Here is a 24,812-nt window from a genome sequence, read left to right as displayed (position 1 = left end):
TCTGGTCGTTCAGTGTCGCGGTCATCACGGCACCCTCCTCACCAGGCACAACGCCCGATGGGTCAGGCCGGAAACACCCTTAGATGCACAGACCCGCGGCTGGGCGATGGCCGCCGGGGAGGTGGCTTCGGCGGCGAGCATGGCGTACTGGCGGGCGCGTTGTGTGGCCACGGCGAGGAGGTCGTTTCCCCGGGGCCTACGCCGATGGGCTCGACGATGAGCTGTCGGGCCTGCGCAGGGCTCAACTGGGTGCGAGGCCGACGGCGCTGCGACTGACCAGCCTTCGTCGATCCGCCCTGAGCCGACGGCGGAGCAACTTCGGCCAAGGCGTCACCAGGCCGGGAGCGCTCCCTGCAAAGGGACGACCCCCGTCGGGGGGAGACGGGGGTCGTCAACGGTTCGGCTCCGGGGGGGTCGAGCCGAACCACTCAGCGGTCACGGGGGGTGCAACCGCCGAGGGCCTGTCTGTTTCGGGTATGTGAAAGCACGTCGTGCGGACAAGTCTGCCTGAGCGGGCCCGTCACGTCGAGTGGTGTTCACTCCACTCAGCGCGAAAATCTCCTCGCCGAATGTGAGCACGGTCACGCTGAGCGGTGGTGGGGGCGCCCGTCCGCAGGTCCAAGGGGTGGCCTGACCCCGGGCACCCGCCGACGATAGACCATCCGGCTAGACTTTCGCGCCGTGGGCCGAAGTGCCGCTTTCTTCGATCTGGACAAGACCGTCATCGCCAAGTCGAGCGCCCTGGCGTTCGGTCGGCCGTTCTACCGGGACGGGCTGATCACTCGGCGTGACGTGGTCAAGTCGGCGTACGCGCAGCTGATGTTCCGGCTGGGCGGCACCGACGAGCAGACCATGGCCCGAACACGGGACTACCTGGCCGCGCTCTGCAAGGGCTGGCAGGTAGAACAGGTCCGCCAGATCGTCGCGGAGACGCTTCACGAGCTGATCAACCCCTATGTGTACGCCGAGGCCGCCGCCCTGATCGAGGAGCACCAGGCGGCCGGGCGGGACGTGGTGCTGGTGTCGGCGTCCGGCGAGGAGATGGTCCGCCCGATCGGCGAGCTGCTCGGGGTGACCGACGTGATCGCCACCCGGATGACGGTGCGGGACGGCCGTTACAGCGGTGAGGTCGAGTTCTACGCGGCCGGCCCGAGCAAGGTCGAGGCGGTCACCGAGTTGGCCGCCGCCCGGGACTACGACCTGGCCGACTCGTACGCCTACTCCGACTCGTACAGCGATCGTCCCCTGCTGGAGTGCGTGGGGCACCCGAGCGTGGTCAACCCGGACCGGCAGCTCCGCAAGCTGGCCTCGGAGAACGCCTGGCCGGTGCTGGAGTTCCGGCATCCGATTCCGCTGGGCCGCCGTTGGCGGGAGCGGCCGGCCGTCCCGGTGGCGGCGGCCGCGCTGGGGGTCGGTGTGGGAGTGGCGATCGGCATCGCCTGGTACGGCCGGCACCGCCGCACGCGCGCCGCCGCCACGGCCTGACCGAGCCCGTCCGGGCGACGCACGGCCTCCACTCTCGCCGGAGACGCCACCCTCGGTAGGCATCCGCTCTCTCGGCGCTCACCCTTCACGGTGCCACCGGCATCGTCGACAGTCGCCTATCCGACACAGTTCATTATCCCCGGTCCCACGCCGTATTGAGCGGTCGCTCAAAAAGACGTACCCTCCGTTTGAGCGACCGCTCAAGACGGGGAGATTCGCATGACCGACGACAGCGCACCGACACCACGCAGAACGAGGGCGCACTGGATCCTGGCCGGGTTGATCACCCTCTTCGGAGCGGTCGTCTTCGTCGTGGTGGTGCGGCAGGGCCGAGCCGACAGCGCGGTGCTCTTCGTCGCGCTCCCGGTGCTCCTGGCCGCCGCCCTCGCGCTCGCACCCCGCCGGTCGGCTCACGGGCGGGTCTTCACGGCCACCACGATGGCCCTGCTCCTGGCGTCGGTGGCCCTGCACGAGGGCGCGATCTGTGTCCTGCTGGCCGCCCCGCTGGTCTACGCGGTGGCGCACGGGACCACCGCGCTGATCCGCGCCCTGCGGGAGGCGAACCGCCCGTACGTCGTCGTGGCCGTCCCCCTGCTGCTCCTGCCCGGCCTGGAGGGCACGGGCATCGCTCCCCGGGTGGCTCCGGACCAGACGGTCGAGGTGACCCGGGTCGTCGGGCTCCCGGTGGACCAGGTGGCCGAACGTCTCACTGCCGGTCCCCGCCCGACCGACGTCCGGTCGGTGCCGCTGCGGCTCCTCGGCGTACCGACGCCCGGACAGGTCACCGGCGACGGGCTCGACATCGGCGACCGGTGGATGTTCGGTTACCACGGCAGCGCGCACGGACCGGGCGGCCACCTGCTCGCCGAGGTGGAGAGCGCCGCGCCGGGGCAGGTGGGCTTCGACTTCGTCGAGGACAGCTCCATCACCGCGCGCTGGTTCACCTGGCGGCACGCGGAGCTGAGCTGGCGGGCGGTCGACCCCGGGCACACCGAGATCCGGGTCCGGGTCGACTACACGCGGGGCCTCGACCCGTCCTGGTACTTCGGGCCGATCCAGCAGGTGCTGCTCGGCGCCGGAGTGGGGCACCTGCTCGACATGCTGGCGCTCGAATGACCGTCGCCCGCTGGCTGAGCCTCGCCGTGCCGCTGGCCGCCGTGCTGGCCGTCGGCGCTCGGGAGCGGGACCGGTCCGTCCGGGCCGCGGGGCTGCTGGCGTTCCTGGCCGCCGGGATCGGCATCGCGGCGCTGCACGAGGTCGCCCGCCGCACCGGCTGGTACGCCTTCGCTCCGGTCGACGGCGCGTACCGGGGAATGCCGGTGGACCTCTGGATCGGCTGGGCGGCCCTCTGGGGCCCGTTGCCGGTGCTGCTCCGGCGGGCGCTGCCGCTGCCGGTCGCGCTGGGTCTGCTCCTCTGGGTCGACGCGGTGGCGATGCCGGCGCTGCACCCGCTGGTCAGCCTCGGTCCGCACTGGCTCGTCGGGGAGGTCGTCGGCCTGTTCGCGGTGGCGCTGCCCGCTCAACTGCTCGGTCGCCTCTGCGCCGACCGCCGGCACCTGGGCGCACGGACCCTCCTGCAGGTTGGCGTCTTCGCGGCCCTGCTGCTCTGGTTCGTCCCCACCCTGGCGTTCGAGGTCGGCGACGGGTCATGGGCCGGCCTCATCGCGCTGGACCGCACCGGAATCCTGGTCGTCGCGCAGTTGGCCCTGCTGGTGGCCGTGCCGGCGCTGGCCGCCGTCGCGGAGTTCGCCGTCCGGGGCGGCGGTACGCCCTATCCGTGGGATCCGCCGCGGCGGCTGGTCACCACCGGCCCGTACGCGTACCTGGCCAACCCGATGCAGCTCGTCGCCGTGGCGCTGTTGCTGTTCACCGCGGCGGTCACCGGGAGCGTCGCCCTGGCGCTGGGGGCGGTGTCGGCGACGGCCTTCAGCGCGGCGGTGGCCGGGCCACACGAGCAACACGACCTGCGCACGCGGTACGGCGATTCCTGGCGGTCCTACCGGCGGCAGGTACGCGACTGGTGGCCCCGCTGGCGGCCGTACCCCTCGCAAGAGCCGGCCGTGCTCTGGCTGGACGACGACTGCGGACCCTGCGCGGCCACCTGGCGGATGCTGGCCCGGCGGCATCCGGTCGGCCTGCGGATCCGGGCGGCCCGGGAGCACGAGCGCGTGCTGTGGCGGGCGGAGTACGTGGGCGGCGACGGCCACCGGGAACGGGGGGTGGCCGCCGTCGCCCGATCGCTCGAACACATCCATCTCGGTTGGGCTCTGGTCGGCTGGACGTTACGGCTGCCCGGGGTCGCCTGGCTGGCTCAACTGCTCACCGATGCGATGATCGCACCGCCGCATCCGGCCCGTCCGAGAGGAGAGCCATGTCCGACACCAAGCAGCGTCTCCTCGACGGCGCCATCGCCGCCATCCGGGAGCACGGCATCGCCGGCGTCTCGGCCCGCACCATCGCCGCCGCCGCCGGCGTGAACCAGGCGCTGGTCTTCTACCACTTCGGCACGGTGGACGACCTGCTCGCGGCGGCCTGCCGGGTCAGCACCGCCGAGCGGGTCGAGCACTGGTCGGCGCGGCTGGCCTCGGCCGGTTCGCTGCGCGAGCTGCTCGCGGTCGGGCGGGCGCTGCACGAGGAGGAACGGCAACTCGGCAACGTCACCTTCCTGGCCCAGATGTTGGCGGGCGCACAGGCGGACCAGCGGATGGCCGCCCCCACCGCCGGTGCGCTCCAACTCTGGGTGGACGAGATCGAGCAGGTCCTGCGGAGGCTGCTCGCCGGGTCACCGTTCGCCGAGGTGGCCGACGTGCCCGGCCTGGCTCGCGCGGTCTCGGCCGCGTTCATCGGGCTGGAACTCTACGACGGGGTGGACCCGGCCGGCGCGGACCGGGCGATGGCCGCGCTCGACCAGCTCGCGCTCCTCATGGAGATCGTCGACGATCTGGGGCCGATCGCCCGCCACGCGCTACAGGCCAAGGTCAACCGGGCGACGCGGCGGGACTGAGCCACCGCTCACGCGGCGGCGAGAATGTCGTCGCCGATGGTGGTGAGCTGGTCGGCGCCGACCTCGACGGCCGTCATGTAGTGGCGCAGCCAGGAGCGCAGTCCGTCCGGGGTGCCGGTAGCGAACGCGCCGGCCGCGCCGACGTACTCGGGCTCGCGTTCGGCGTGACCGACGTCCACGGCGAGCAGCCCGCGCGGGTCGAGGCCGCTGGCGAGCAGCACCAGCCGGGCGGCGCCGCGCGCCACCACCCCGGACGGTCCGGCGAACGGACGTAGGTTGAGCAGTTCTCCGTGTACGACGGCGGCGAGCACCAGCGGGGAGACCTTCGTCCCGCCGGCCACCAGCCCGGCCAACCCGTCGAGGCGGGCGGCGACCACCGGATCGGCGACCGGACGACCCAGCTCGGCCTCCGGCACGATGTCCCGGGCGGCGAGGACGTGCAGCCGGGCGAGGGCCTGCCGGGGCGCCTTCGGCCAGAGTTCGCTCAGACCGGGCAGGGCCCCGGCGACCCGTAGCGCCCCCTGGAGCACCGGCTCGGTGACGGTGCCGGCGCGTACCTCCTCGCGCTCGTGCACGGCCCCTTCGAGCGCGGCGCTGGCCACCGCCGAGCGGAGGCCGACCTCGGCCGCGACCTGGCCGCCGCTGCGGCGCAGCGCGCGGTGCCCGAGCGCCCGGTCGAAGTGTTCGCGGGCCCGGTCGACGGCGGGCGCGATGTCGGCGAGCGCGAGCAGCGGGGCGAGCGGGTCGGTGGTCACCCCGCCACGCTAGCGATCCCAGCGGGCTGATCGGCCCACACCCGCCCGCAACGCGACCCGGGCCACCCGGCCGCCGGCCGGCAAGATCGACACGACTTCACCGAAGTGGGGCTATCAAGGCGGCCCGAACACCCCACTTCGGCGATCTCGTGTCGATCAAGCGACCCGCGCCGGCGCGCGCACCCGCTACGCCGGGCCGTCGGGCGCGTGGCGGGGGCCGCTCGGCGCGACGGGGTGGGCAGCGGTCGCCGGCCGGGGGACCCGCGACTACCCTCGTGCCCATCGAGACGCAGGTCACCCCGAGGACGAGGAGTCACGGCATGAGCGAGGCATTGGCCAATCTGCTGAACGAGACGCGCCAGTTCCCCCCGCCGGCCGAGCTCGCCGCGCACGCCAACGTCACCGTCGACGCGTACGCCGAGGCGCAGGCCGACCGGCTCGCCTTCTGGGCGAAGCAGGCCGACCGGCTGGCCTGGGCGAAGAAGTGGGACGAGGTGCTCGACTGGTCGAACCCGCCGTTCGCGAAGTGGTTCGTCGGCGGGCAGCTCAACGTGGCGTACAACTGTCTGGACCGGCACGTCGAGGCGGGCCGCGGGGACAAGGTCGCGATCCACTGGGAGGGCGAGCCGGGCGACACGCGGACTCTCACGTACGCCGATCTGTACGAGCTGACCTGCCGCGCGGCGAACGCGCTCACCGACCTGGGCGTGACCGCCGGCGACCGGGTGGCGATCTACCTGCCGATGATCCCGGAGGCGGCGGTGGCCATGCTGGCCTGCGCCCGGATCGGCGCGGCGCACAGCGTGGTGTTCGGCGGGTTCTCGGCGGACTCGTTGAGCAACCGTATCCAGGACGCCAGCGCCAAAGTGGTGATCACCGCCGACGGTGGTTACCGGCGGGGCAAGCCGTCGGCGTTGAAGCCGACCGTGGACGAGGCGGTGGCGAGCTGCCCGTCGGTGGAGCACGTGCTCGTCGTCCGCCGCACCGGCGAGGACGTGGCCTGGTCGGAGAAGGACCACTGGTGGCACGAGACGGTCGAGACCGCGTCGGCCGAGCACACGGCGCAGCCGTTCGACGCCGAGCACCCGCTGTTCATCCTCTACACCAGCGGCACCACGGCCCGCCCGAAGGGCATCCTGCACACCACCGGCGGCTACCTGACGCAGGCGTCGTACACGACGCACGCGGTGTTCGACCTGAAGCCGGAGACGGACGTCTACTGGTGCACCGCCGACATCGGCTGGGTCACCGGCCACTCCTACATCGTGTACGGCCCGCTCTCGAACGGTGCCACGCAGGTCATGTACGAGGGCACCCCGGACACCCCGCACAAGGGCCGGTTCTGGGAGATCGTCGACAAGTACCGGGTGAGCATCCTGTACACCGCGCCGACGCTGATCCGGACGATGATGAAGTGGGGCGAGGACATCCCGGCCGGGTTCGACCTGTCGTCGCTGCGGCTCCTCGGCAGCGTCGGCGAGCCGATCAACCCCGAGGCGTGGATGTGGTACAGGCAGCACGTCGGCCGGGGTGAGCTGCCCATCGTGGACACCTGGTGGCAGACCGAGACCGGCGCCATCATGATCTCCCCCCTGCCGGGGGTGACGGCGACGAAGCCGGGCTCGGCGATGGCCCCACTGCCGGGCATCGTCGCCGACGTGGTGGACGACCAGGGTCAGTCGGTGCCGAACGGTGGTGGCGGCTACCTGGTGCTGCGTGAGCCGTGGCCGTCGATGCTGCGCACCATCTGGGGTGACGACGACCGGTTCCTCGAGACGTACTGGTCGAGGTTCGAGGGCATGTACTTCGCCGGCGACGGGGCGAAGAAGGACGACGACGGGCACATCTGGCTGCTCGGTCGGGTGGACGACGTGATGCTGGTGTCCGGGCACAACATCTCCACCACCGAGGTCGAGTCGGCGCTGGTGTCGCACCCGTCGGTGGCCGAGGCGGCGGTGGTGGGCGCGACCGACCCGACCACCGGCCAGGCGATCGTGGCGTTCGCCATCCCGCGCGGCAGCACGGACATCGCCGGCGAGGCGGGTGAGCAGCTCATCGCGGACCTGCGCAACCACGTGGCGAAGACGCTCGGGCCGATCGCCAAGCCGCGGCAGATCATGCTGGTGCCCGAGCTGCCGAAGACCCGCTCCGGCAAGATCATGCGTCGGCTGCTGCGGGACGTGGCCGAGAACCGGTCGCTCGGCGACGTCACCACCCTCCAGGACTCCTCGGTGATGGAGCTGATCTCCTCCGGGATGAGTGGCGCGAAGTCCGACGAGGACTGACGACAGACGTACCCCGATCGGTGGGTGATGGTCCGCGCGGACCGTCACCCACCGTCGTCTTTTGTGGACTTTGACCGTCGGGCGTACCACCGGCCGACGGTCCGACGGATAACGCCTGCATCACGTTCCCGCCGTTCGGCCGGATTCTCATTTAGTTTCACGAAGGTCGGCTGGCCCTCGACGCGACGCTGCGTGCACGGAGTCCGCCGGCTTCCCTCGCCCATGCCCGAGAAACGGAGCGGCATGAACAGAAACTCCCAACCGGGGTCGCGTCGACGACTACTCGTCGCGCTACCCGTCATCGCCCTCGCGGCCACGTCACTGACCGTGAGTGGCAGTGCGGCGGCACAGCCGTCCACCACCCCCCGGGCGGTGATCGGGGCTGACGAGTACTACATCAACTACGCCGAGCCCGAGGTCCAGCCGGACACTTCCGGCCGTGAGGTCAAGGGCAAGAACGGCGTCTACACCCCCAAGGTCGACGACGCCCGCGCGTTCGACCAGAAGCACGCGCGGGGCAACCCGGTGACGGCCCGCCAGCTCGCGCAGATCGAGGCCAAGTCGATCAAGACGGGCAAGAGCCCGCGCCAGATCAAGCAGGCGCCCAACACGCAGACGGCGAAGCTGCTGACGCTGCTGGTCGAGTTCAACGACAAGGCCAACGACGACTTCACCAACGTGATGGTCCCGAAGACGGTGTTCGAGGACCGGACCTGCGTTCCCGGCACCGTGCAGAACGGGCCGAAGCACAACAAGATCCCGGACCCCTCGCGCCTCGAGCACGAGGACAACAACTCGATGTGGGTGCCGGACTTCTCGCCGTCGCACTACAACAAGATGCTGTACAGCAAGAAGGGCATCACCGAGCGGGTCCGCAAGGACCTCAAGGGCCCGGACGGCAAGAAGGGCATCGACATCTCCGGTCGCACGATGCACAACATGTACCTGGAGATGTCCAAGAACGCGTACACGGTCGACGGGCAGGCCAGCCCGTGGATCACCGTGCCGCACTCCGAGGGCTGGTACGCGGCCAACCGCTGCACCCAGGACGAGAACGGCAACTGGGTGCCCGGCCGGGAGCAGTCGATGAACGGCCACCCGGACAACCCGGCCGGCGCGAGCCGGCTGGCCGGCGACGCGATCGAGGCGCTCGCCGCCAAGGACCCGACCTTCCCGTGGGCCGACTACGACAAGGAAGACCAGGCCGACCGCGACGGTGACGGCAACCTCTTCGAGCCGGACGGCGTGATCGACCACCTCGTGCTGGTGCACGCCGGCAAGGGCAAGTCGAGCGGCGGCGGCAGCCAGGGCACGTACGCCGTGTGGGCGCACTCCTCCTCGGTGCCGGGTGGCTTCACCATCCCGGGCACCAGCCTGAAGGTGTCGAACTACATCGTGCAGCCGGAGGACGCCGGCGTCGGCGTCTTCGCCCACGAGTTCGGTCACGACCTCGGTCTGCCGGACCTCTACGACACCTCCGGCAACGCCGACTCCGACGTGGACTTCTGGGACCTGATGGCCTCCGGATCGCACTCGGGTGAGATCTTCCAGGCGCTGCCGACGCACATGGGCATCTGGGACAAGTGGGTGCTCGGCTGGGCCGACCCGCTGACCATCCGTCCGGGCTCCAACCCGCGCGAGGTCAAGCTCGGGCAGACCTCGCGTACGCCGATCGACGCCGAGGACGGCATCAAGGTCGACCTGCCGGACAAGGTGACCGTGCTGGCCACCCCGCACAGCGGCACCAAGATGTGGCACAGCAACAACGACCAGAGCTGGGCCGACGTCAAGCTGAGCCGCTCGGTGGACGTGCCCAACGCCGCGGACTCCAAGTTCTGGATGTGGAACAACTACATCATCGAAGAGGACTGGGACTACGGCTTCCTCGAGCTGTCGACCGACGGTGGCACCACCTGGTCCGAGCAGAAGGTGTACGCCGAGGACGGCACGGTCGTCACGACGCCGGACAACTACGGCGACCCGAACGGCCGGATGAACGACTTCGGTGGCAAGAAGTACGGCCTGACCGGCAGCACCGACGGCTGGCGTCACGACTACGTCGACCTGTCGGCGTACGCGGGCCAGACCGTGCAGGTGCGACTGCGCCTGGCCACCGATGAGGCGTTCGAGGAGCGCAACTGGTTCGTCGACGACTTCTCGGTCACCGGCGGCGGCGCCACCGTATGGAGTGACGACGTCGAGGGCGGCGCCAACGGCTGGACGACCAGTGGCGGCACCTTCGTCGACACCACCGGCGCGGGCTGGAAGGTCTCCGGCGGCACCGAGGTGCACGCGCAGTACTACCTGGCCGAGTGGCGCAACTTCGACGGCTTCGACAAGGGCCTGAAGTACGCCTACGACACCATCTACTCGCGCGACGCGTGGAAGGTCGACCGGATCTCCTACAACGCGCCGGGCATGCTGGTGTGGTACCGGGACAGCGCGCTGGGCGACGTCAACCACGTCACCGGTCAGATGACCTCGCTGCCGAGCTACGGCGCCAAGGGCGGGCTGCTCATCGTCGACTCGCACAACGAGCCGTACCGGCGTACCGGCACGGCGGCCGAGAAGGACCCGTCGGTGACGGACAACCTGCCCAGCCGTCCGCAGTCGTCGAACGCGGCCTTCACGCTCCAGAAGACGTACCCCTTCACGGAGTGCCTGGAGGCGGCGGGCGAGCCGTACAGCGCGTACTGCACGAAGTTCAAGGCCCTGCCGCCGGTGAAGGGCTTCACCGACGCCAAGGGCTGGTACCCGGGCATCGAGATCCGCGACGGTGCCGCGTACGCCCGGGACAACGACGCCTCCGTCGTGATCCCGTCGCGTGGCAACGCGCCGTACACCACCCGGGTGACCAACCCGGACGGTAGCCCGGCGCCGGACTACTACGGCGTGACGCTGGGCGGCGGCGCGATCGTGCTCGGCACGGGCAACCCGGCCGACGCGGGCGTGCAGAACGGCGTCTCGTTGACGATCCGTAAGGCGGCGAAGGACAACTCGTCCGCCACGATCTACGTCACCCCGGCGACGAAGTGACGGTTTAACGGGTTCGGCAACTGATGGTGGGGCCGGTGGCGGGAACGCCACCGGCCCCACTGTCGTTTCATCTGATCTTATTGATCGAAATTCATCGTTGCGGATGTCGCCGTCCGGTCCGCCCTGACTCGAGCGCAGATGAAGCACGGGGGTGTGACGGTGAAAAGCATTCCCAACAAAATCTTGCAACAAATCGACGCGTGCGTCTTCCCACCCGTCGCAGCAGTGTCTATGTTCACCAATGGTCCCACTAGTGGGATCGATCTATCACCGGCCCGTACCCCCGTTGGGTCGGTTCCCTCACACCGGAGGTACCACGTGCGCAAAGTCGCAGTGGGTCTGCTCGGGCTTTCACTGACGGCGACGGGGCTGGCGTTCGGACCGTCCGCCAGTGCCGCGCCGCAGCCGAAGTTGCCGACGGCCGCTCCGTCGGTCGCCGAGCCCGCCCTTGCCGACCACGACCTGCCGAACCCGCTGGAGGACAAGCGGCGAGCGCTGCGCCAGGAGGGCCTCAGCAAGGTCCTCACCGGCGAGGCGAAGGCACAGAAGGTCAACGGCAGCACCGTCGTCAAGGTCGGCAAGACCCAGGCCGACGGGGCCGCCGCCCGCACCACCGGGGCGGGCACGGCTCAGACCGAGGACCAGTACGTCGAACTCTCGCGCGAGCGGACCGACAAGATCTTCGTGATCCTTGCCGAGTTCGGCAACGAGCGGCACCCGGACTTCCCGGACAAGAGCATCGACCCCGACACCGCGGGGCCGACCAAGTTCGACGGGCCGCTGCACAACCAAATCCCGGCGCCCAACCGGGCCGTGGACAACTCCACCGTCTGGCAGCCGGACTACAACGCCGACCACTACCGGCAGCTCTACTTCGGCACCAACCCCGGCGACGAGTCGCTGAAGCAGTACTACGAGGCCCAGTCCTCGGGTCGCTACAGCGTCGAGGGCGAGGTCACCGACTGGGTCAAGGTCAAGTACAACGAGGCCCGGTACGGCCGGTCCGACGACCCGATCGCCGACGACGACACCACCAACCCGGCCAACGACCCGGCGGTCTGCGACAGCAACGTCTGCGACAACACCTGGGAACTGGTCCGGGACGCCGCCAACCAGTGGGTCCTCGACCAGAAGGCCGCCGGCCGCACCGACGCGCAGATCGCCGCCGACGTGAAGTCGATGGACCAGTACGACCGGTACGACTACGACGGTGACGCCGACTTCAACGAGCCGGACGGCTACATCGACCACTTCCAGATCGTCCACTCCGGCGGCGACCAGGCCGACGGCGACCCGAACCAGGGTGAGGACGCCATCTGGAGCCACCGCTGGTACGCCTACGCCTCGGACCAGGGCAGCACCGGCCCGGAGACCTTCCCGGGCGGCGGCACCGAGATCGGCGACACCGGTGTCTGGATCGGTGACTACACCATCCAGCCGGAGAACGGTGGCCGGAGCGTCTTCTACCACGAGTACGGCCACGACCTCGGCCTGCCGGACGACTACAACGTCATCAACGGTGGCGACAACAACAACGAGCACTGGACCCTGATGGCCCAGAGCCGACTCGGCGCCAAGAACGACGGCGGCATCGGCGAGCGTGGCGGCGACCTCGGCGCGTGGAACAAGTTCCAGCTCGGCTGGCTCGACTACGACACGCTCGGGCTGGGCGAGAAGCGCGATGTGGTTCTCGGCCCACAGGAGTACAACTCGCCCGAGGCGCAGGCCGCCGTCGTCGTACTCCCCGACCGTGACTACACCTTCTCGAACGGCGCGCCGTTCGAGGGCAGCAAGCAGTTCTTCACGGGCAACGACGACAACATCAACAGCACGATGACCCGGACTTTGGACTTCACCGGGAAGTCGTCGGCCGCCCTGACCATGAAGGGCCGCTACAACATCGAATCCAACTTCGACTACCTGTTCTTCGAGGCGTCGGCCGATGGCGGCAAGACCTGGGCGACCCTGCCCGGCACCGTCAACGGCAAGCCGCTGAAGGAGATCTCTCCCGGGCGTTTCGCCCTGGACGGTTCCAGCGCCGGCAAGTGGGTCGACGTCAACATCCCGATGAACTCGGTGGCGGGCAAGGTCGTGCAGTTCCGGCTGCGTTACCAGACCGACGGCGGCGTCTCCCGGGGCGGCTTCTACGGTGACGCGATCACCGTGACCGCCGACGGCCAGACCGTGTTCACCGACGGTGCCGAGAACGGTGCCAACGGCTGGACCTTCACCGGTTTGTTCGAGATCGCCGGGGCCACCTACACCAAGGCGTTCGACAACTTCTACATCGCCGGCACCCGGTCGTACACCTCGTACGACAAGTACCTCAAGACCGGCCCGTACTACTTCGGCTACCAGAACACCCGCCCGGACTACGTGGACCACTACGCGTACCAGGAGGGTCTGCTGATCTCGTACTGGAACCTGCGGTGGTCGGACAACGACACGTTCGCGCACCCGGGTGAGGGTCGGAACATGATCATCGACGCCCACCCGCGGCCGCTGTACAACCTGACCGGCGCCCCTTGGCGGGCCCGCGTCCAGGTCTACGACGCGCCGTTCAGCCTGAAGAAGGCGGACTCGTTCACGCTGCACATCAACAGCCAGGCCAACTACGTCCGTGGCCAGGCGGCGCAGCCGCTGTTCGACGACACCCAGCAGTACTGGTTCCCGGAGCTGCCGAACCACGGCGTCAAGCTCCCGGCCACCGGCCGGACGATCCAGGTTCTGTCGCAGGACGGAATCAACACCACCGTCCGCTTCAACTGATCCCTCGATCCGGCACCACCCGCACCACGGCGATGCCCGGGCAGGTCACCTGCCCGGGCATCGCCCGTTCCGGGGAACCCTGACCGGGTGGCGCGCGTCCGATCACCCGTGCGACCGCGAACCCGCACCACCCTGACCGGCGCCGGCCTGACCGTCCTGTCGGCGCTGGCCGGCTGCGCCGGAACGCGGAACGAAGGAGGCACCGTGTCCGCCGAACAGACCCCGTCCGGCACCCCGGCGACCAGCCCACCACCGGCCTCCGCCGCGCCGACCGGAAGCGGGGCCACGCCGTCGGCCCCCGCCGGCCGCCCGGCGCGCTCACGCGTCCCGCTGCCCACCCTGCGCCCGCCGACCGGACCACCGCGCAAGCCGACCGACGCCCGGCGGGCCAACGCCCCGGCCGGACGGATCAACCGGGGCGGCGACGGCCCCTGCTACGGCCTCGTCACCGACGACGGCCGGCAGTACGCGCTGCACGGCATCGGCAAGGGCACCTTCACCGTCGGTACGACGGTCCGGGTGACCATCGGCCCCGCCGACCCGGCCGCCGACTGTGGCCCCGGCATCCCGGCCACCATCGTCGACATCAGCCCGGTCGTCTGACCCCCCGCAGGGTCACAGTCGGGCCGGCAAAACGGCCGCCTCCCGACGGGGTCCTAGGCTGTCAACCATGACCGACCAGCGCGGCGAGGCCGTCGACGAGTCCTGCGTCCTCACCGAGGGCCCGTGGACGCACCGTTTCGTCGGCGCCAACGGCAGCCGCTTCCACGTGGTCGAGGCCGGCACCGGCCCGATGGTGCTCTTCCTGCACGGCTTCCCCGAGCACTGGTGGGCCTGGCACCAGATGCTCCCCGCGGTCGCCGACGCCGGCTTCCGCGCGGTCGCCGTGGACCTGCGCGGCTACGGCGCCAGCGACAAACCACCCCGGGGGTACGACGGCTACACCCTCGCCGCCGACATCGCCGGCCTCATCCGGGCCCTCGGTGAGCGCTCGGCGACGCTCGTCGGCAGCGGCGTCGGCGGCATGGTCGCCTGGACGGTGGCGTCGTTCCACCCATCCCTGGTCCGTCGGCTGGTGGTCCTGGGCGCACCCCACCCGCTACGCCTGCGCGCCGCGATCTTCGCCGACCCGCGCGGGCAGTTCGCCGCCTCCACCCCGGCGTTGAAGTTCCAGCTCCCCCGCTACGAACACGTGCTCACCAAGGACGGCGCGGCGGGCGTCGAGGAGATCCTGCGCCGGTGGGCCGGCCCGCGCTGGGCCGCCAGCGCGGACTTCGAGGCGTACGCCGAACGGTGTCGGGAGGCGATGCGCATCCCGCAGGCCGCTTTCTGCGCGCTGGAAGGCTATCGCTGGGCCTTCCGTTCCGTGCTGCGGCTGCACGGCTACCGATTCGTGCGCCTCATGCAGAAGCCGCTGGTCACCCCGACCCTGCAACTGCACGGCGCGGCCGACATCGCCGCCCTGCCACGGACCGCCCTCGGGTCCGGCCGGTACGTCGTCGCCCCGTACGAGTGGCGTCTGCTGGACGGGGTGGGTCACTTCCCGCACCTGGAAGCCCCCGAGGTGGTGCTCGGCGAGATCCTGCGATGGGCCAAGTCGTAACGGATCAGACCCGTTGCTCGCGCAGGTCGGTGACCTCGGCCGCCGGCGCCCAGCCCTGGTAGACGCCGAAGTCGAAGACCTCCAACCGCATCGCCTCGGCCACCGGCCAACGACCACCCGTGTACTCGACGCGCAGCCACGCGTCGTGCTCGCCGAGCACGATGAACGGCTGGCCCTGCCAGGTGCAGGTGGTCCGAACGTACGCCAGATCCTCGATCTCGCTCGCCGGCAGCACCCGCACGTAGCGGCCCGCGCGGACCTCCTCGAAGCCCTCGCCCGGCTCGGGCTGGTACAGGCGGATGTCGTCGCCGTCCGGGCTGGCCTGATACTCCCGGCCCTGCCAGCGGGCCACGTAACCGTCGCGCATCACTCCTCCGGAACCCGCCGCCAGGTGACCGCGTCCGTGTCGAGGACCGCGACCACCCGTTCGGTGCCGTCGCCACCGATCCGCCAGAGCTGCGCGCCGTGCGGAAGACGGGCGCTGTCCACCTTGAACTCCGCCACCACGTCACTGCTCTCGCCGGGGGCGAAGCCGTTGCCCCGGAACGGCGGGCGCTCGATGACCCAGCCCTCCATGGCACGCATCGCCGCCTCGTTCTGCCCGCCGTACGGAATCCGGTAGAGGCTGGGCCGGTGCGCCGGCCACCGCAGCACGTAGATCTCCTCGGCGTCCCGCACGAACGGCGAACCGGGGTAGTTCAGGCCCAACGCGTCGTGCAGCTCGGCCGGCGTGGTCAGGTGGGCCAGCTCACCCGACCGGTGCACGAAACCCGAGACCCGGTCGTACCCCCGCTCCAGGTAGTACGCGAGCTGGCTGGGCGCGATCGCCTTCTGCATCACGGTTGGTCGGGCCGGGTCGACCGCCGCCGGGGCGTACCGGGGACGCGCGGCGGGTTCCGCCTCGGCCGCCGGTTCCACCGGGTCGACCTCCAGGTCGTCGCCGAGGCCCACCTCGGCGGCCCAGTTGGCCAACGCGACGATCTGGTCACCGGGCAACTTCGCGCCGACCGGGGTGCCCGGGTTGACGGCGAACGACCAGTCCTCGTCGGGCCAGCGCCGGATCAGCTGGGCGAACTTCACCCGGACCGTGTCGACGGTGCCCTCGACGTGGTCGGCGAGGCGCTCCGGGGACGTGTAGACCACCACGTACGTCTCGCCGTCGAGGCGGGCGGTGCGCCAGACGAAGCCCGGGTCGCCGGGACGGCTGCCCCGCTTCGAGTCCGCCGCCGCCGGCAGCAGCACGCGCGCCAGCAGCAGAGTGGACAGGAACGTGTCCGTGCTCCCGGCACCGGCTGCGCCGAGCAGGTCCTCCTCGACGGTGTTCGCCGGCTGGAACTGCGGGGACGCCGGCTCGTCGACCGTCGGAGGCTCGACGGCGTCCGCGATCGTCGCCTCCGCGTCGGAGTCGGGGCGTGCCGGCTCGGGTTCGTAACCCACCGGGGATCGGGACGACCGACCGGTGTCGCCGCCGAAGCCAGCATCGCCGCCGAAGCCAGCGTCGCTGGCCGAACGGGCATCGCTCAGGCCGGCGTCGGTGGCCGGGCCGGTGTCGGTGGCCGGGGGGACGCTGGATGGCTCGAACAGGCTCGCTCCACCGCCAGACGCGGCCCAGGCAGTGGGACCTGGCACGGACGGGCCGGGCACAGGCGGGCCGGACGCGAACGGGCCGGGCACGGGTGGGCCGGGCACAGACGGGCCGGGCACAGACGGGCCGGGCACAGACGGGCCGGGCACAGACGGGCCGGACACAGACGGGCCGGACACAGACGGGCCGGACACAGACGGGCCGGACACAGACGGGCCGGACACAGACGGGCCGGGCACAGACGGGCCGGGCACAGACGGGCCGGGCACAGACGGGCCGGGCACAGACGGGCCGGACACAGACGGGTCCGGCACGGACGGGCGGCTGAACGGTGGCGGGGCGGTGGTCGTCGGGCCGGGTCGCCGTCCGGTGTCGAAGAAGGGGCCGACCTCGGGCGGATCGAGATCCCGGGACTCGATGATGGTGCCCTCGATGACGATGGGCGTGAAGCCGCGACGGGGGGCGGGCGGGCCGGAGACCGGTTCCGCGACCGCCGGTGGCAGATCCTCCACCGGTTCGAAGCGCCGCCGCTCAGCGGGCCGGCCGCGCGGGATCGCCTGGGTCTCGTCCGCCGGCTCCGAAGGGCGGGCCGGTGGCGGCCCGCCGTTGACCGAACCGGGCACCCGGAACGCGCGGGTGGGCTCCTCGGCCAACGGGTCGGGCCGCCGCGGCGGCAGCGGCTGCGTGGCCTCGTCATCGGTCAACGGCGCTCGTACCACCCGGGATGTGCCCTGGTCAGCCGCGGGCGGCCACGGTCCGCGGCCGACGTCCGGCGCGGGCATCGCGAAGGCCTGGGTCGCGCTGTCGCCGCCGGGCGCGTCGGCGGGACGGCGGCGCGGAAAGGGCTGACTGCCGCGCCCGAACCGCGACGGCGGCGCAGCCCGGTCGCCCGTCCGACCGTCGCCGGGGGGCAGGCCAGACTTACGACCGGACGTCGGTTCGAAGAAGGAGCGCCGGACGTCCTCGTTGGCGCCACCACCGACGGCCGGACCGTCGCCCTCGCTGGCCGGCCGGGTCGCGGACGGCCGGCCGGCGCGTGGAATCGGCTGGTCGACCGGGGCGGCGCGGGTGCGGTCGGCGGCCAGGGGCACGTACCGCGAAGCAGCGGTGCGGCTCGCCCCCGGCCCGACGCCGGTGCCCGGCCGGACGGTGCGGGGCGGTTCGGTCGGCTGCGGTGGCCCGGCGGCGGGCATGTCCTCCACCCCGGAGCGGCGCGGCAGGTCACCCGGGCCGGGCGCGCGGTTGGGATGGGCCGAGGCGGGGGTCGGAGACACCGGAGGCGTCGCGCCCCTCGGCCCGGGTCGTCCGGGCGGCGTCGCCTCGGGGACCGGCGGCGAGGGCGGTACGAACCCGGCGGCGGGCGGGGCGTCCCGACCGGTCGTACCCGCCCGGAACCGGGAGAGGGTCTCGGCCCGCTCCAGCCGGGCCCGGGCGCCCATGGCGCGGCCCGGCAGCCGGACGTCACCACGGGAGAGCTGCGACACGAACCAGGACGGCAGGTACCCCTCGACGGGCAGCCCGGGGTTGACCGCGAGCCACCACTCGTGGTTTGGCCAGCCCAGCGCGAGGTCGGCGAACGGGACACGCCGGTGGGTGCCCGCGTGCTCGCCCAGGCAGGCCCGCAACGCGGTGGTGGAGGTGAAGGCCAGTACGTGCGTCCGGCCACCGGTCGTCCAGGTGCCCCAGCCGGCGGCCTGACCGGCGGATGCCGGTGCGGAGACGGGCAACAGCAGCTCGGTACGGGACAGGAGGCGGAAGTAGAGCTCCTGATCGTTGGCGCGCAGCGCGTCCCGCATCGCCACCTCGGCCTCCGTGGCCGGCTCCCATTCGGTCACGGCCACCTCTCCTCCCGAGAACAGGCCACAGGTATCGCGTACAACCTACAAGGTGGCATCAAGATCACAATGGCTGGCCGGCGGCGGTCCGCCCCGGTGACGGCGAGGCGATAACATCCCGTTCCGGAGCCGACACGATACGGAGGCTGTCGATGTCCCGGTCGATTGCGCGCCCGGTCCTGGCCGGTCTGGCGGTCGCGCTGCTGACCGGCGCGACCGGTCCGGCCGTCGCCGCCCGCCCGCGCCGATCGGCTCCGGTCTGCGCGACCCCACTGACGCCCGTTCGACAGGTCGAGGCCACACCGTGGCCCCAGCAGCGGTACGACCCGGCGCGGCTCGCGCCGCTGACCACCGGCGCGGGGGTGACGGTCGCGGTGGTCGACTCCGGCGTCGACCGGGCACACCCCCAACTGGCCGGTCGGGTGCTGCCCGGCGCCGACCTGCTCGAACCGGGTGGGGACGGCGGCCAGGACTGCGCCGGGCACGGCACCGGTGTGGCGAGCATCATCGCGGGGGCGCCGCGGCCCGACGTCGCCTTCCACGGACTGGCGCCGGCCGCCCGGATCCTGCCGGTACGTGTGAGTGAGCAGCAGGTGGTGCAGGGCCGGGAATCGGGGCGCACGGTCAGCGCCGGCGAGTTCGCCCGCGCCATCCGCTGGGCCGTCGACCACGACGCCGACGTGGTGAACCTCTCCGTGGTGCTGTACGCCGACGACCCGCAGGTCCGTTCCGCCGTCCGGTACGCCGTCGAGCGGGACGTGGTGCTGGTGGCCGCCGTGGGCAACCTGCACGACAACGGTGACCCGCGCCCGTTCCCCGCCGCGTACGACGGGGTGCTCGGGGTGGGCGCGATCGGGGCGGACGGGACGCGGGCCACCTTCTCGCAGATCGGCGCGTACGTCGATCTGGTCGCCCCCGGCAGCGAGGTGCTCGTCGCCGCGCCCGCTCAGGGCCACCAGCGGGTGGAGGGCACCAGTTACGCCGCGCCGTTCGTGGCCGCCACCGCGGCCCTGCTGCGCGCGTACCGACCCGAGCTGACCGCCACCGAGGTGGTGGAGCGGATCGTCGCCACGGCCGATCCCGCGCCCGGCCCGGGACACGGCGGCGGGTACGGGGCCGGCGTGTTGAACCCCTATCGGGCGGTCACCGAGACCGGCGGCCGGCCGGGCGGACCACGATCCGCCGCCGCGCTCGCCGATGACCGGGCCGATCAGGCCGCGCTGGCCCGCCAGGCGCGTCGCGCGACCGCCCGAGACCGGGCCCTGGTGGCCGGCGCGGTGATCGGCGTGACGGCTGTCGCCGTGGTGGTGCTGGCCCTCGTGCTGCCCCGGGGCGCACGCCGACGTTGGCGACCGGCCGAGCCGGCCTGACCCGACCCGGTCGCCGCCGTGGCCCTCGCCCGAGGGTGGCCGGGACGCCGACGCGGTCATGTCAGCGCTCCCGGCCCACCGACGTCACTGGAACAGCCCGGTGTTCTTCTTCTCGGTGTCGAGGTAGTCGGCGGCGGAGTCGTCCACCGCCAACTTGATGGCGCGCAGCATCGCCTGCAGGTCCTGCGAGGCGGAGCGCCACCGCGCCTGGCGCTGCTCGTACGCCTCGCGGGCGTCACCCGACCAGGCCGACACCAGCGGCGCAGCGTCACGTTCGAGCTGGCCGAGCTGCGAGTCGAGCGTGTTCAGCGCCCGCTGAATGTCCGCGCCGGCCTGTTGCAGCGCGGCAAAGTTGACGACCAGCACACCGTTGTCCATCGGAACGCCCTCCCGGCAGGTCAGAGCGGCAGCTGGATGCCGCCGCGGTTGGTGCCGGCCACCCGGCTGGCCGCCTCGTCGTCCGAGACGTCGTACTGTCGGCCGGCGGTGCGAATGGCACCGGCGGTCTCCCGCAGCGCGCGGTGCAACGCCGCCTGATCGTCTGCCCACTGTCGCTTGACCTGCTCGAACGACCGCCCGCCGGCGCCGCGCCAGGCCTGCTGCAACACCTCCAACTCGGCCAGCAGGCCGGTCAGCATGGACTGCAACGACTGGTCCACCTGTTCGAACTTCGCGGCGGTCTGCTTCATCACCGCTGCTTCTGCCTGGGTCTGGGACACCCGGACGTCACCTCGTCTCCTCGGTCGTGCCTGGCTGTCAATGCGCCCGCGGTGGGAGCGCACCGCTCGCGTGGCCCGCTCGACGAGCACGGTCGGACACGGGTCAGCGATGAACTTCGTGGCTGACGGTAGCGGCCTGGTAGCGGTTCTGCTACCCCCGGCTCTCCCCTGTGGACAACTACGACAGCCATCGGTCGCCTACTATGTGCGGCAGCCCCGTCGCGGCGCGTGACGGGCATCCGGGGGCGGTCGGCCGCCGGGCACGTCCAGAGCGGGTCGAGGAGGCGCGGTGCCGCCGATCACCACATCGGGCGCGCAATCGGCGAGCGACGCCGGGTGGGGCCCGACCGCAACTTCCCCGACCGCCGGGTCGGACATCCCCGCCGTCCCGTCGGTCGGCACCGCACTGGACGTCGGATCGACCACGATCGGCGGCAGCGCGTCGGGCACTCTCGGCAGCGCCGCCGTACCCGCTCGACGGCCCACCGCGCGGTGGGCCGCCATCGGTCGGCTCGGTGCGGCGATGCGCGCGGGCCAACTGGTCACCGGGCAGGTCGCCGTGGCGGTCGTCCTCGCCGCCTCCGGCCAGGGCGCCCCGGTCATGATCGCCGCGCTGTTGGGGGCGACGCTTCTGGTGACGGCCGCCTGCGCCCGGTTCCGGGGCCGGTGGCTCTTCGAGTGGCTGGGCACCGCCGCCGGGCACGTGACCCGCCGTCGCGGCCTGGGCGAGCGGGCCGGTGCGGCCGAACTGCTCGACCTGGTCGCGCCCGGAGCCGTCGTCGGCTCGACCGAGTTGTCCAGCGGGCCGGCGGCGGTGCTGGAGGACACCGGCGGCATGGTGGTGATGCTGGAACTCGGAGACCCCGGCGACCTGCTCGGCGACGCGTCCCGGGCGATCCCCGCGCCGTCCACGCTGCTACCGACGCCGGGGCCGGACGTGCCACCGGTACGGATCCAACTGCTGCTCACCGGCACACCGGCGCCGGTCCCGACGGCGGGTGGCACGGTCGGGACCTCGTACCGGCAGCTCACCGACGGCCGCCTCGTCGGGCGGGAGCGGGCGGTGCTCGCGGTCCGGGTGCTGCGGGCGGACGGCTGGACGCCGGAGGCGCTGCGCCGGGCACTCGCCGGCACGACCCGCCGGATCATTTGTCGGCTCGGGCCGCTGACCGCCCGGCCGCTCGGCGTACCCGCGGCGCTGCGGGTCCTGGGCGAGCTGGCCCATCACGACGGCGAGCCGATACTTCAGGCCTGGCCGTCGCTGCGCACCGGCACTCTGGTCCAGGCGACGTTCCGGCTGGTCCGCTGGCCACAGGGCGGTGGGGCGGGGGCCCGGCGGCTGGTACCCCGGCTGCTGACGCTGCCGGCGACCGCGACGACCGTGTCGCTCTGCGTGGGGCCGGCCGCGGACGCGGTGACCGAGCTGACCGTACGCCTGGCCGCCACGTCGACGGCCGAACTGACCGTGGCCGTCGCCGCGTTGGGCCGCCTCGTCGACGGCGCGGGCGGGGAACTGCGGCGGCTCGACGGCGCGCACCTGGACGGCCTGGCCGGCACGCTACCGCTGGCGCTCCCCTCGGCCGGGCGGCCCGAGGCAGCGCCGGACGACTGGGAGTTGACCCTGGGCGAGGCGGGGATGTTGGTCGGCACCAACCGGCACGGTGGCGCGGTCACCGTGCGGCTGTTCCGGCCGGAGGGCACGCGGGTGCTGTTGCTGGGCGGGGTGCGTACCGCTCAGCTCGTCGCGTTGCGTGCGATGGCGCTGGGGGCGCTGGTGGTGGTGCAGACGGCGCGACCCCGCGCGTGGGAGCCGTTCGTACGGGGGGTGGGCGCGCCGGGCGGAACGATTCCGCTCATCCCGCCGGGCCGGCCGGTCGCCGAATCGGCCGGCGCCGCACTGCGGCCGTTGCTGCTGGTCGTCGACACCGGAGCGGTGCCGGCCGAGACCGAACCTGGTCCGGCGTGGCGGGCCACCCTCGTGGTGCGCGACGAGCTGACACCGGCCGACGTGGACACGTTGACCCGCGCCGACCTGGCGGTGCTCCAGCGGCTGCACCCGGCGGAGGCGACGCTGGCCGGCGCGGCGCTGGGCCTGGGCGCTTCGGCCGACTGGCTGACCCGCATCCGCGACGACATGGTGGCGGTGGTGAACCGTCGCGCGTTGCGGTGGGCACTGCTCTCCCCGACTCCGATCGAGTCCCAGCTGATCGGCCGGCCGGCACGGGCCTGAGCGCGCCCGCGCTCAGGGGTCTGCGCGCGCCCGCGCTCAGGGGTCTGCGCGCTCGCGCGAGGCGGGCCGGTCGTCCTCGATGGTCAACTGCCGGGTTACGCCCGTGGATGGTCCGTGGCACGATCCCCGCCATGGGTTTTCTGAAAGGGTTGCTGATTCGGCTGGCCACCACGGCACTGGCCTTCTGGCTGGCCACGCTGCTCATTCCGGGCATCGACCTGGAATCGACCTCCGCCGTCCAGACGGTCACCACGCTGATCCTGGTGGCGGCGATCTTCGGCATCGTCAACGCGGTGCTCCAGCCGGTCATCAAGACCGTCGGCTGCGGCTTCTACCTGCTCACGCTCGGCCTCATCGCGCTGGTGGTGAACGGGCTGCTGTTCCTGCTCACCAGTTGGATCGCCGATCAGGCCGGGCTGCCGTTCTCGGTGGACGGGTTCTGGCCGGCCGCCGTTCTCGGCGCCCTGTTCGTGAGCATCGTGACGTGGATCCTCGGGGCCGTCCTCGACCGCGACTGACCGACCACCACCGTCCCGGACCGCCCGGCCCCGACGGGCGGGGCGGTCCGGTGACCAGAGTTCGGGAATTGGCCGGCTGGCGGCCCCCTCGGGTCGGTTAGCGTCGCCGACGTGTTCACCCTGACCCGGCCCGACGGCCACCTGCTGAGCACCGATCCCGCCCGACTCGACCTGGACCGGGTACACCACTGGCTGTCCACCGACGCGTACTGGGCACTGGGACGCGACCGGGACAGCGTCGTGCGGGCGTTCGCGGGGTCGCTGCCGTTCGGCATTTACCGGACCGACGACGACAGCCAGGTCGCGGTGGCCCGCGTGGTCACCGACCGCGCCACCTTCGCCTGGCTCTGCGACGTGTACGTCGACCGGGCCGCGCGAGGGCTCGGCCTGGGCACCTGGCTGGTGGGCGCGGTCCGAGACCACCTGGACGAGCTGGGCGTACGGCGGATCCTGCTGATCACCAACGACGCGCACGAGGTGTACGCGCGGGCGGGCTTCACCCCGTTGGACGTTCCCGAGCGGTGGATGAACCTCGATCGGCGACCGCCGGTGACCCCCATCACCGGAAAGGAACCAGACGGAGGTTCACCCCTTACGGTGGAGGCGTGACGCCACTCCGCCTGGGATACCTCTACGGCATCGGCGCGTACCTGCTCTGGGGTTTCTTCCCGCTCTACTTCAAGGTGCTGCGGCCCACCGGCCCGTTGGAGATCCTGGCCCACCGGATAGTGTGGTCAGTGCTCTTCGTGGCCCTGCTGCTCGGCGCGCTGCGCAACGTCGGCTTCCTGCGGGCCCTGCTGCGCCGGCGCGCGGCGCTCGCCGGAATCGTCGCCGCGGCGGCGCTCATCGCCGTCAACTGGGGCACCTACATCTACGGCGTTAGCTCCGACCGGGTGGTGGAGACCGCGCTCGGCTACTTCATCAACCCCCTGGTGGTGGTGCTGCTCGGGGTGACGGTGCTGCGGGAGCGGCTGCGGGCCGCGCAGTGGGTGGCCCTGGGCATCGGCGGGTCGGCCGTCGCGGTGCTCGCCGTCGACTACGGCCGGCTGCCCTGGCTGGCGCTGACCCTGGCGTTCAGCTTCGCCGGCTACGGCCTGATCAAGAAGCGGCTCGGGCTGCCCGCCGCCGAGGGGCTCTTCGTCGAGTCGGCGGTACTGGCGCTGCCCGCGCTGGGTTACCTGGCCTGGTTGTCCCGGCACGACGGACTGACCTTCGGGCACGTCTCGGCCGGGCACACCGCGCTGCTGGTGCTGGCCGGCGCGGCCACCGCGATCCCGCTGCTGCTCTTTGCCGGGGCCGCCAACCGGCTGCCGCTGACCGGCCTCGGCATGATCCAGTACCTGGCGCCGATCCTCCAGCTCGGCTGCGGTGTGCTGATCTTCCACGAGCCGATGCCGCCGGCCCGCCTCGCCGGCTTCGCGCTGGTCTGGCTCGCCCTGCTGGTCTTCACCGCCGACGCCATCCGCGCCGCCCGCCAGTCCCGCCGGTCCCGCCCCGTCGTGGTCGATCATGGAGTTGTGGTGCCCGCCGAACACTAGTTCGGGCGCTTTGTCACCCACCACAACTCCATGATCGACGGGGTGGGGGCGGGGGTGGGGGGCGGGGTGGGGGCGGGGGT

Annotated in this window: 19 protein-coding genes; 14 read left to right on the top strand and 5 right to left on the bottom strand. The window is 72.0% G+C overall.

What is annotated here, in order from left to right; all coding sequences use genetic code 11:
- The first annotated feature begins 681 nt into the window (after window positions 1-681).
- The 4 genes from AB0B55_RS32485 (at window position 682) to AB0B55_RS32470 (ending at window position 4,489) form a co-directional block, all read left to right on the top strand.
- A complete protein-coding gene (locus AB0B55_RS32485; protein WP_357123615.1) occupies window positions 682-1,485 on the top strand; it encodes an HAD-IB family hydrolase in 804 nt (267 codons plus the stop codon).
- 219 nt (window positions 1,486-1,704) lie between these two features.
- Window positions 1,705-2,601, top strand: coding sequence for a hypothetical protein (locus tag AB0B55_RS32480; RefSeq protein ID WP_357175960.1), 897 nt, complete (start codon window positions 1,705-1,707; stop codon window positions 2,599-2,601).
- Complete coding sequence (locus AB0B55_RS32475; RefSeq protein WP_357175957.1) at window positions 2,598-3,962, top strand: methyltransferase; 1,365 nt, start codon at window positions 2,598-2,600, stop codon at window positions 3,960-3,962. Before AB0B55_RS32480 ends, AB0B55_RS32475 begins: the two co-directional genes overlap by 4 nt.
- Window positions 3,857-4,489: a TetR/AcrR family transcriptional regulator gene (locus AB0B55_RS32470; protein WP_357175954.1), complete on the top strand. Its 633-nt coding sequence runs from the start codon at window positions 3,857-3,859 to the stop codon at window positions 4,487-4,489. The genes AB0B55_RS32475 and AB0B55_RS32470 overlap by 106 nt, the downstream gene beginning before the upstream one ends.
- 8 nt (window positions 4,490-4,497) lie before the next feature.
- Here the strand turns inward: AB0B55_RS32470 and AB0B55_RS32465 are convergent, their stop codons facing one another.
- Complete coding sequence (locus AB0B55_RS32465; protein ID WP_357123603.1) at window positions 4,498-5,244, bottom strand: oxidoreductase; 747 nt, start codon at window positions 5,242-5,244, stop codon at window positions 4,498-4,500.
- Window positions 5,245-5,564: 320 nt separating this feature from the next.
- On the opposite strand from AB0B55_RS32465, the gene acs reads away from it, so the two are divergent.
- From acs to AB0B55_RS32440, 5 genes are all read left to right on the top strand, one after another.
- Window positions 5,565-7,529: an acetate--CoA ligase gene (acs, locus tag AB0B55_RS32460; protein WP_357175951.1), complete on the top strand. Its 1,965-nt coding sequence runs from the start codon at window positions 5,565-5,567 to the stop codon at window positions 7,527-7,529.
- Window positions 7,530-7,772: 243 nt separating this feature from the next.
- On the top strand, window positions 7,773-10,565 hold the full coding sequence (locus tag AB0B55_RS32455; RefSeq protein WP_357123597.1) for an immune inhibitor A domain-containing protein: 2,793 nt from the start codon (window positions 7,773-7,775) through the stop codon (window positions 10,563-10,565).
- Window positions 10,566-10,898: 333 nt separating this feature from the next.
- Entirely contained in the window at window positions 10,899-13,334 is a 2,436-nt protein-coding gene (locus AB0B55_RS32450; protein ID WP_357124636.1) for an immune inhibitor A domain-containing protein, read from the top strand.
- Between the two features lie 204 nt (window positions 13,335-13,538).
- A complete protein-coding gene (locus AB0B55_RS32445) occupies window positions 13,539-13,937 on the top strand; it encodes a hypothetical protein (protein ID WP_357175948.1) in 399 nt (132 codons plus the stop codon).
- Window positions 13,938-14,004: 67 nt separating this feature from the next.
- The gene (locus tag AB0B55_RS32440) at window positions 14,005-14,937 is read left to right on the top strand and encodes an alpha/beta hydrolase (protein WP_357123591.1); all 933 of its coding nucleotides are present in this window, start codon (window positions 14,005-14,007) and stop codon (window positions 14,935-14,937) included.
- 4 nt (window positions 14,938-14,941) lie between these two features.
- On the opposite strand, the gene AB0B55_RS32435 is transcribed toward AB0B55_RS32440, so the two are convergent.
- A complete protein-coding gene (locus AB0B55_RS32435) occupies window positions 14,942-15,307 on the bottom strand; it encodes a hypothetical protein (protein WP_030486287.1) in 366 nt (121 codons plus the stop codon).
- Window positions 15,304-18,357, bottom strand: coding sequence for an SseB family protein (locus tag AB0B55_RS32430; RefSeq protein WP_357175945.1), 3,054 nt, complete (start codon window positions 18,355-18,357; stop codon window positions 15,304-15,306). The genes AB0B55_RS32435 and AB0B55_RS32430 overlap by 4 nt, the downstream gene beginning before the upstream one ends.
- Window positions 18,358-18,509: 152 nt before the next feature.
- Here AB0B55_RS32430 and mycP point away from each other — a divergent pair, with 152 nt between their 5' ends.
- A complete protein-coding gene (mycP, locus tag AB0B55_RS32425) occupies window positions 18,510-19,727 on the top strand; it encodes a type VII secretion-associated serine protease mycosin (RefSeq protein WP_357175942.1) in 1,218 nt (405 codons plus the stop codon).
- An 84-nt stretch (window positions 19,728-19,811) separates the two neighbouring features.
- Here the strand turns inward: mycP and AB0B55_RS32420 are convergent, their stop codons facing one another.
- Both AB0B55_RS32420 and AB0B55_RS32415 read right to left on the bottom strand, forming a co-directional pair.
- Window positions 19,812-20,105, bottom strand: coding sequence for a WXG100 family type VII secretion target (locus tag AB0B55_RS32420; protein ID WP_357123578.1), 294 nt, complete (start codon window positions 20,103-20,105; stop codon window positions 19,812-19,814).
- 20 nt (window positions 20,106-20,125) lie between these two features.
- Complete coding sequence (locus tag AB0B55_RS32415; protein WP_357123575.1) at window positions 20,126-20,446, bottom strand: WXG100 family type VII secretion target; 321 nt, start codon at window positions 20,444-20,446, stop codon at window positions 20,126-20,128.
- A 289-nt stretch (window positions 20,447-20,735) separates the two neighbouring features.
- Here AB0B55_RS32415 and eccE point away from each other — a divergent pair, with 289 nt between their 5' ends.
- The 4 genes from eccE to rarD all read left to right on the top strand — a co-directional run bounded on the left by eccE (window position 20,736) and on the right by rarD (window position 24,732).
- Window positions 20,736-22,676, top strand: a complete 1,941-nt coding sequence (gene eccE, locus AB0B55_RS32410) for a type VII secretion protein EccE (RefSeq protein ID WP_357175940.1) — start codon at window positions 20,736-20,738, stop codon at window positions 22,674-22,676.
- A gap of 131 nt (window positions 22,677-22,807) precedes the next feature.
- Window positions 22,808-23,194 (top strand): phage holin family protein, encoded by a 387-nt coding sequence (locus AB0B55_RS32405; protein ID WP_355049298.1) that lies wholly within the window; start codon window positions 22,808-22,810, stop codon window positions 23,192-23,194.
- A 111-nt stretch (window positions 23,195-23,305) separates the two neighbouring features.
- On the top strand, window positions 23,306-23,803 hold the full coding sequence (locus AB0B55_RS32400; RefSeq protein WP_357123568.1) for a GNAT family N-acetyltransferase: 498 nt from the start codon (window positions 23,306-23,308) through the stop codon (window positions 23,801-23,803).
- Window positions 23,800-24,732 carry an EamA family transporter RarD gene (rarD, locus tag AB0B55_RS32395; protein ID WP_357175937.1) on the top strand — a complete coding sequence of 311 codons (933 nt, stop codon included), beginning with the start codon at window positions 23,800-23,802 and terminating at the stop codon, window positions 24,730-24,732. Before AB0B55_RS32400 ends, rarD begins: the two co-directional genes overlap by 4 nt.
- The last annotated feature ends 80 nt before the right edge of the window (window positions 24,733-24,812 follow it).

The organism is Micromonospora sp. NPDC049107 (assembly GCF_040648595.1).
Lineage (GTDB): Bacteria > Actinomycetota > Actinomycetes > Mycobacteriales > Micromonosporaceae > Micromonospora.
The sequence above is the reverse complement of the archived record's forward strand: the minus strand, read 5'-3'. Positions and strand labels throughout refer to the sequence as shown.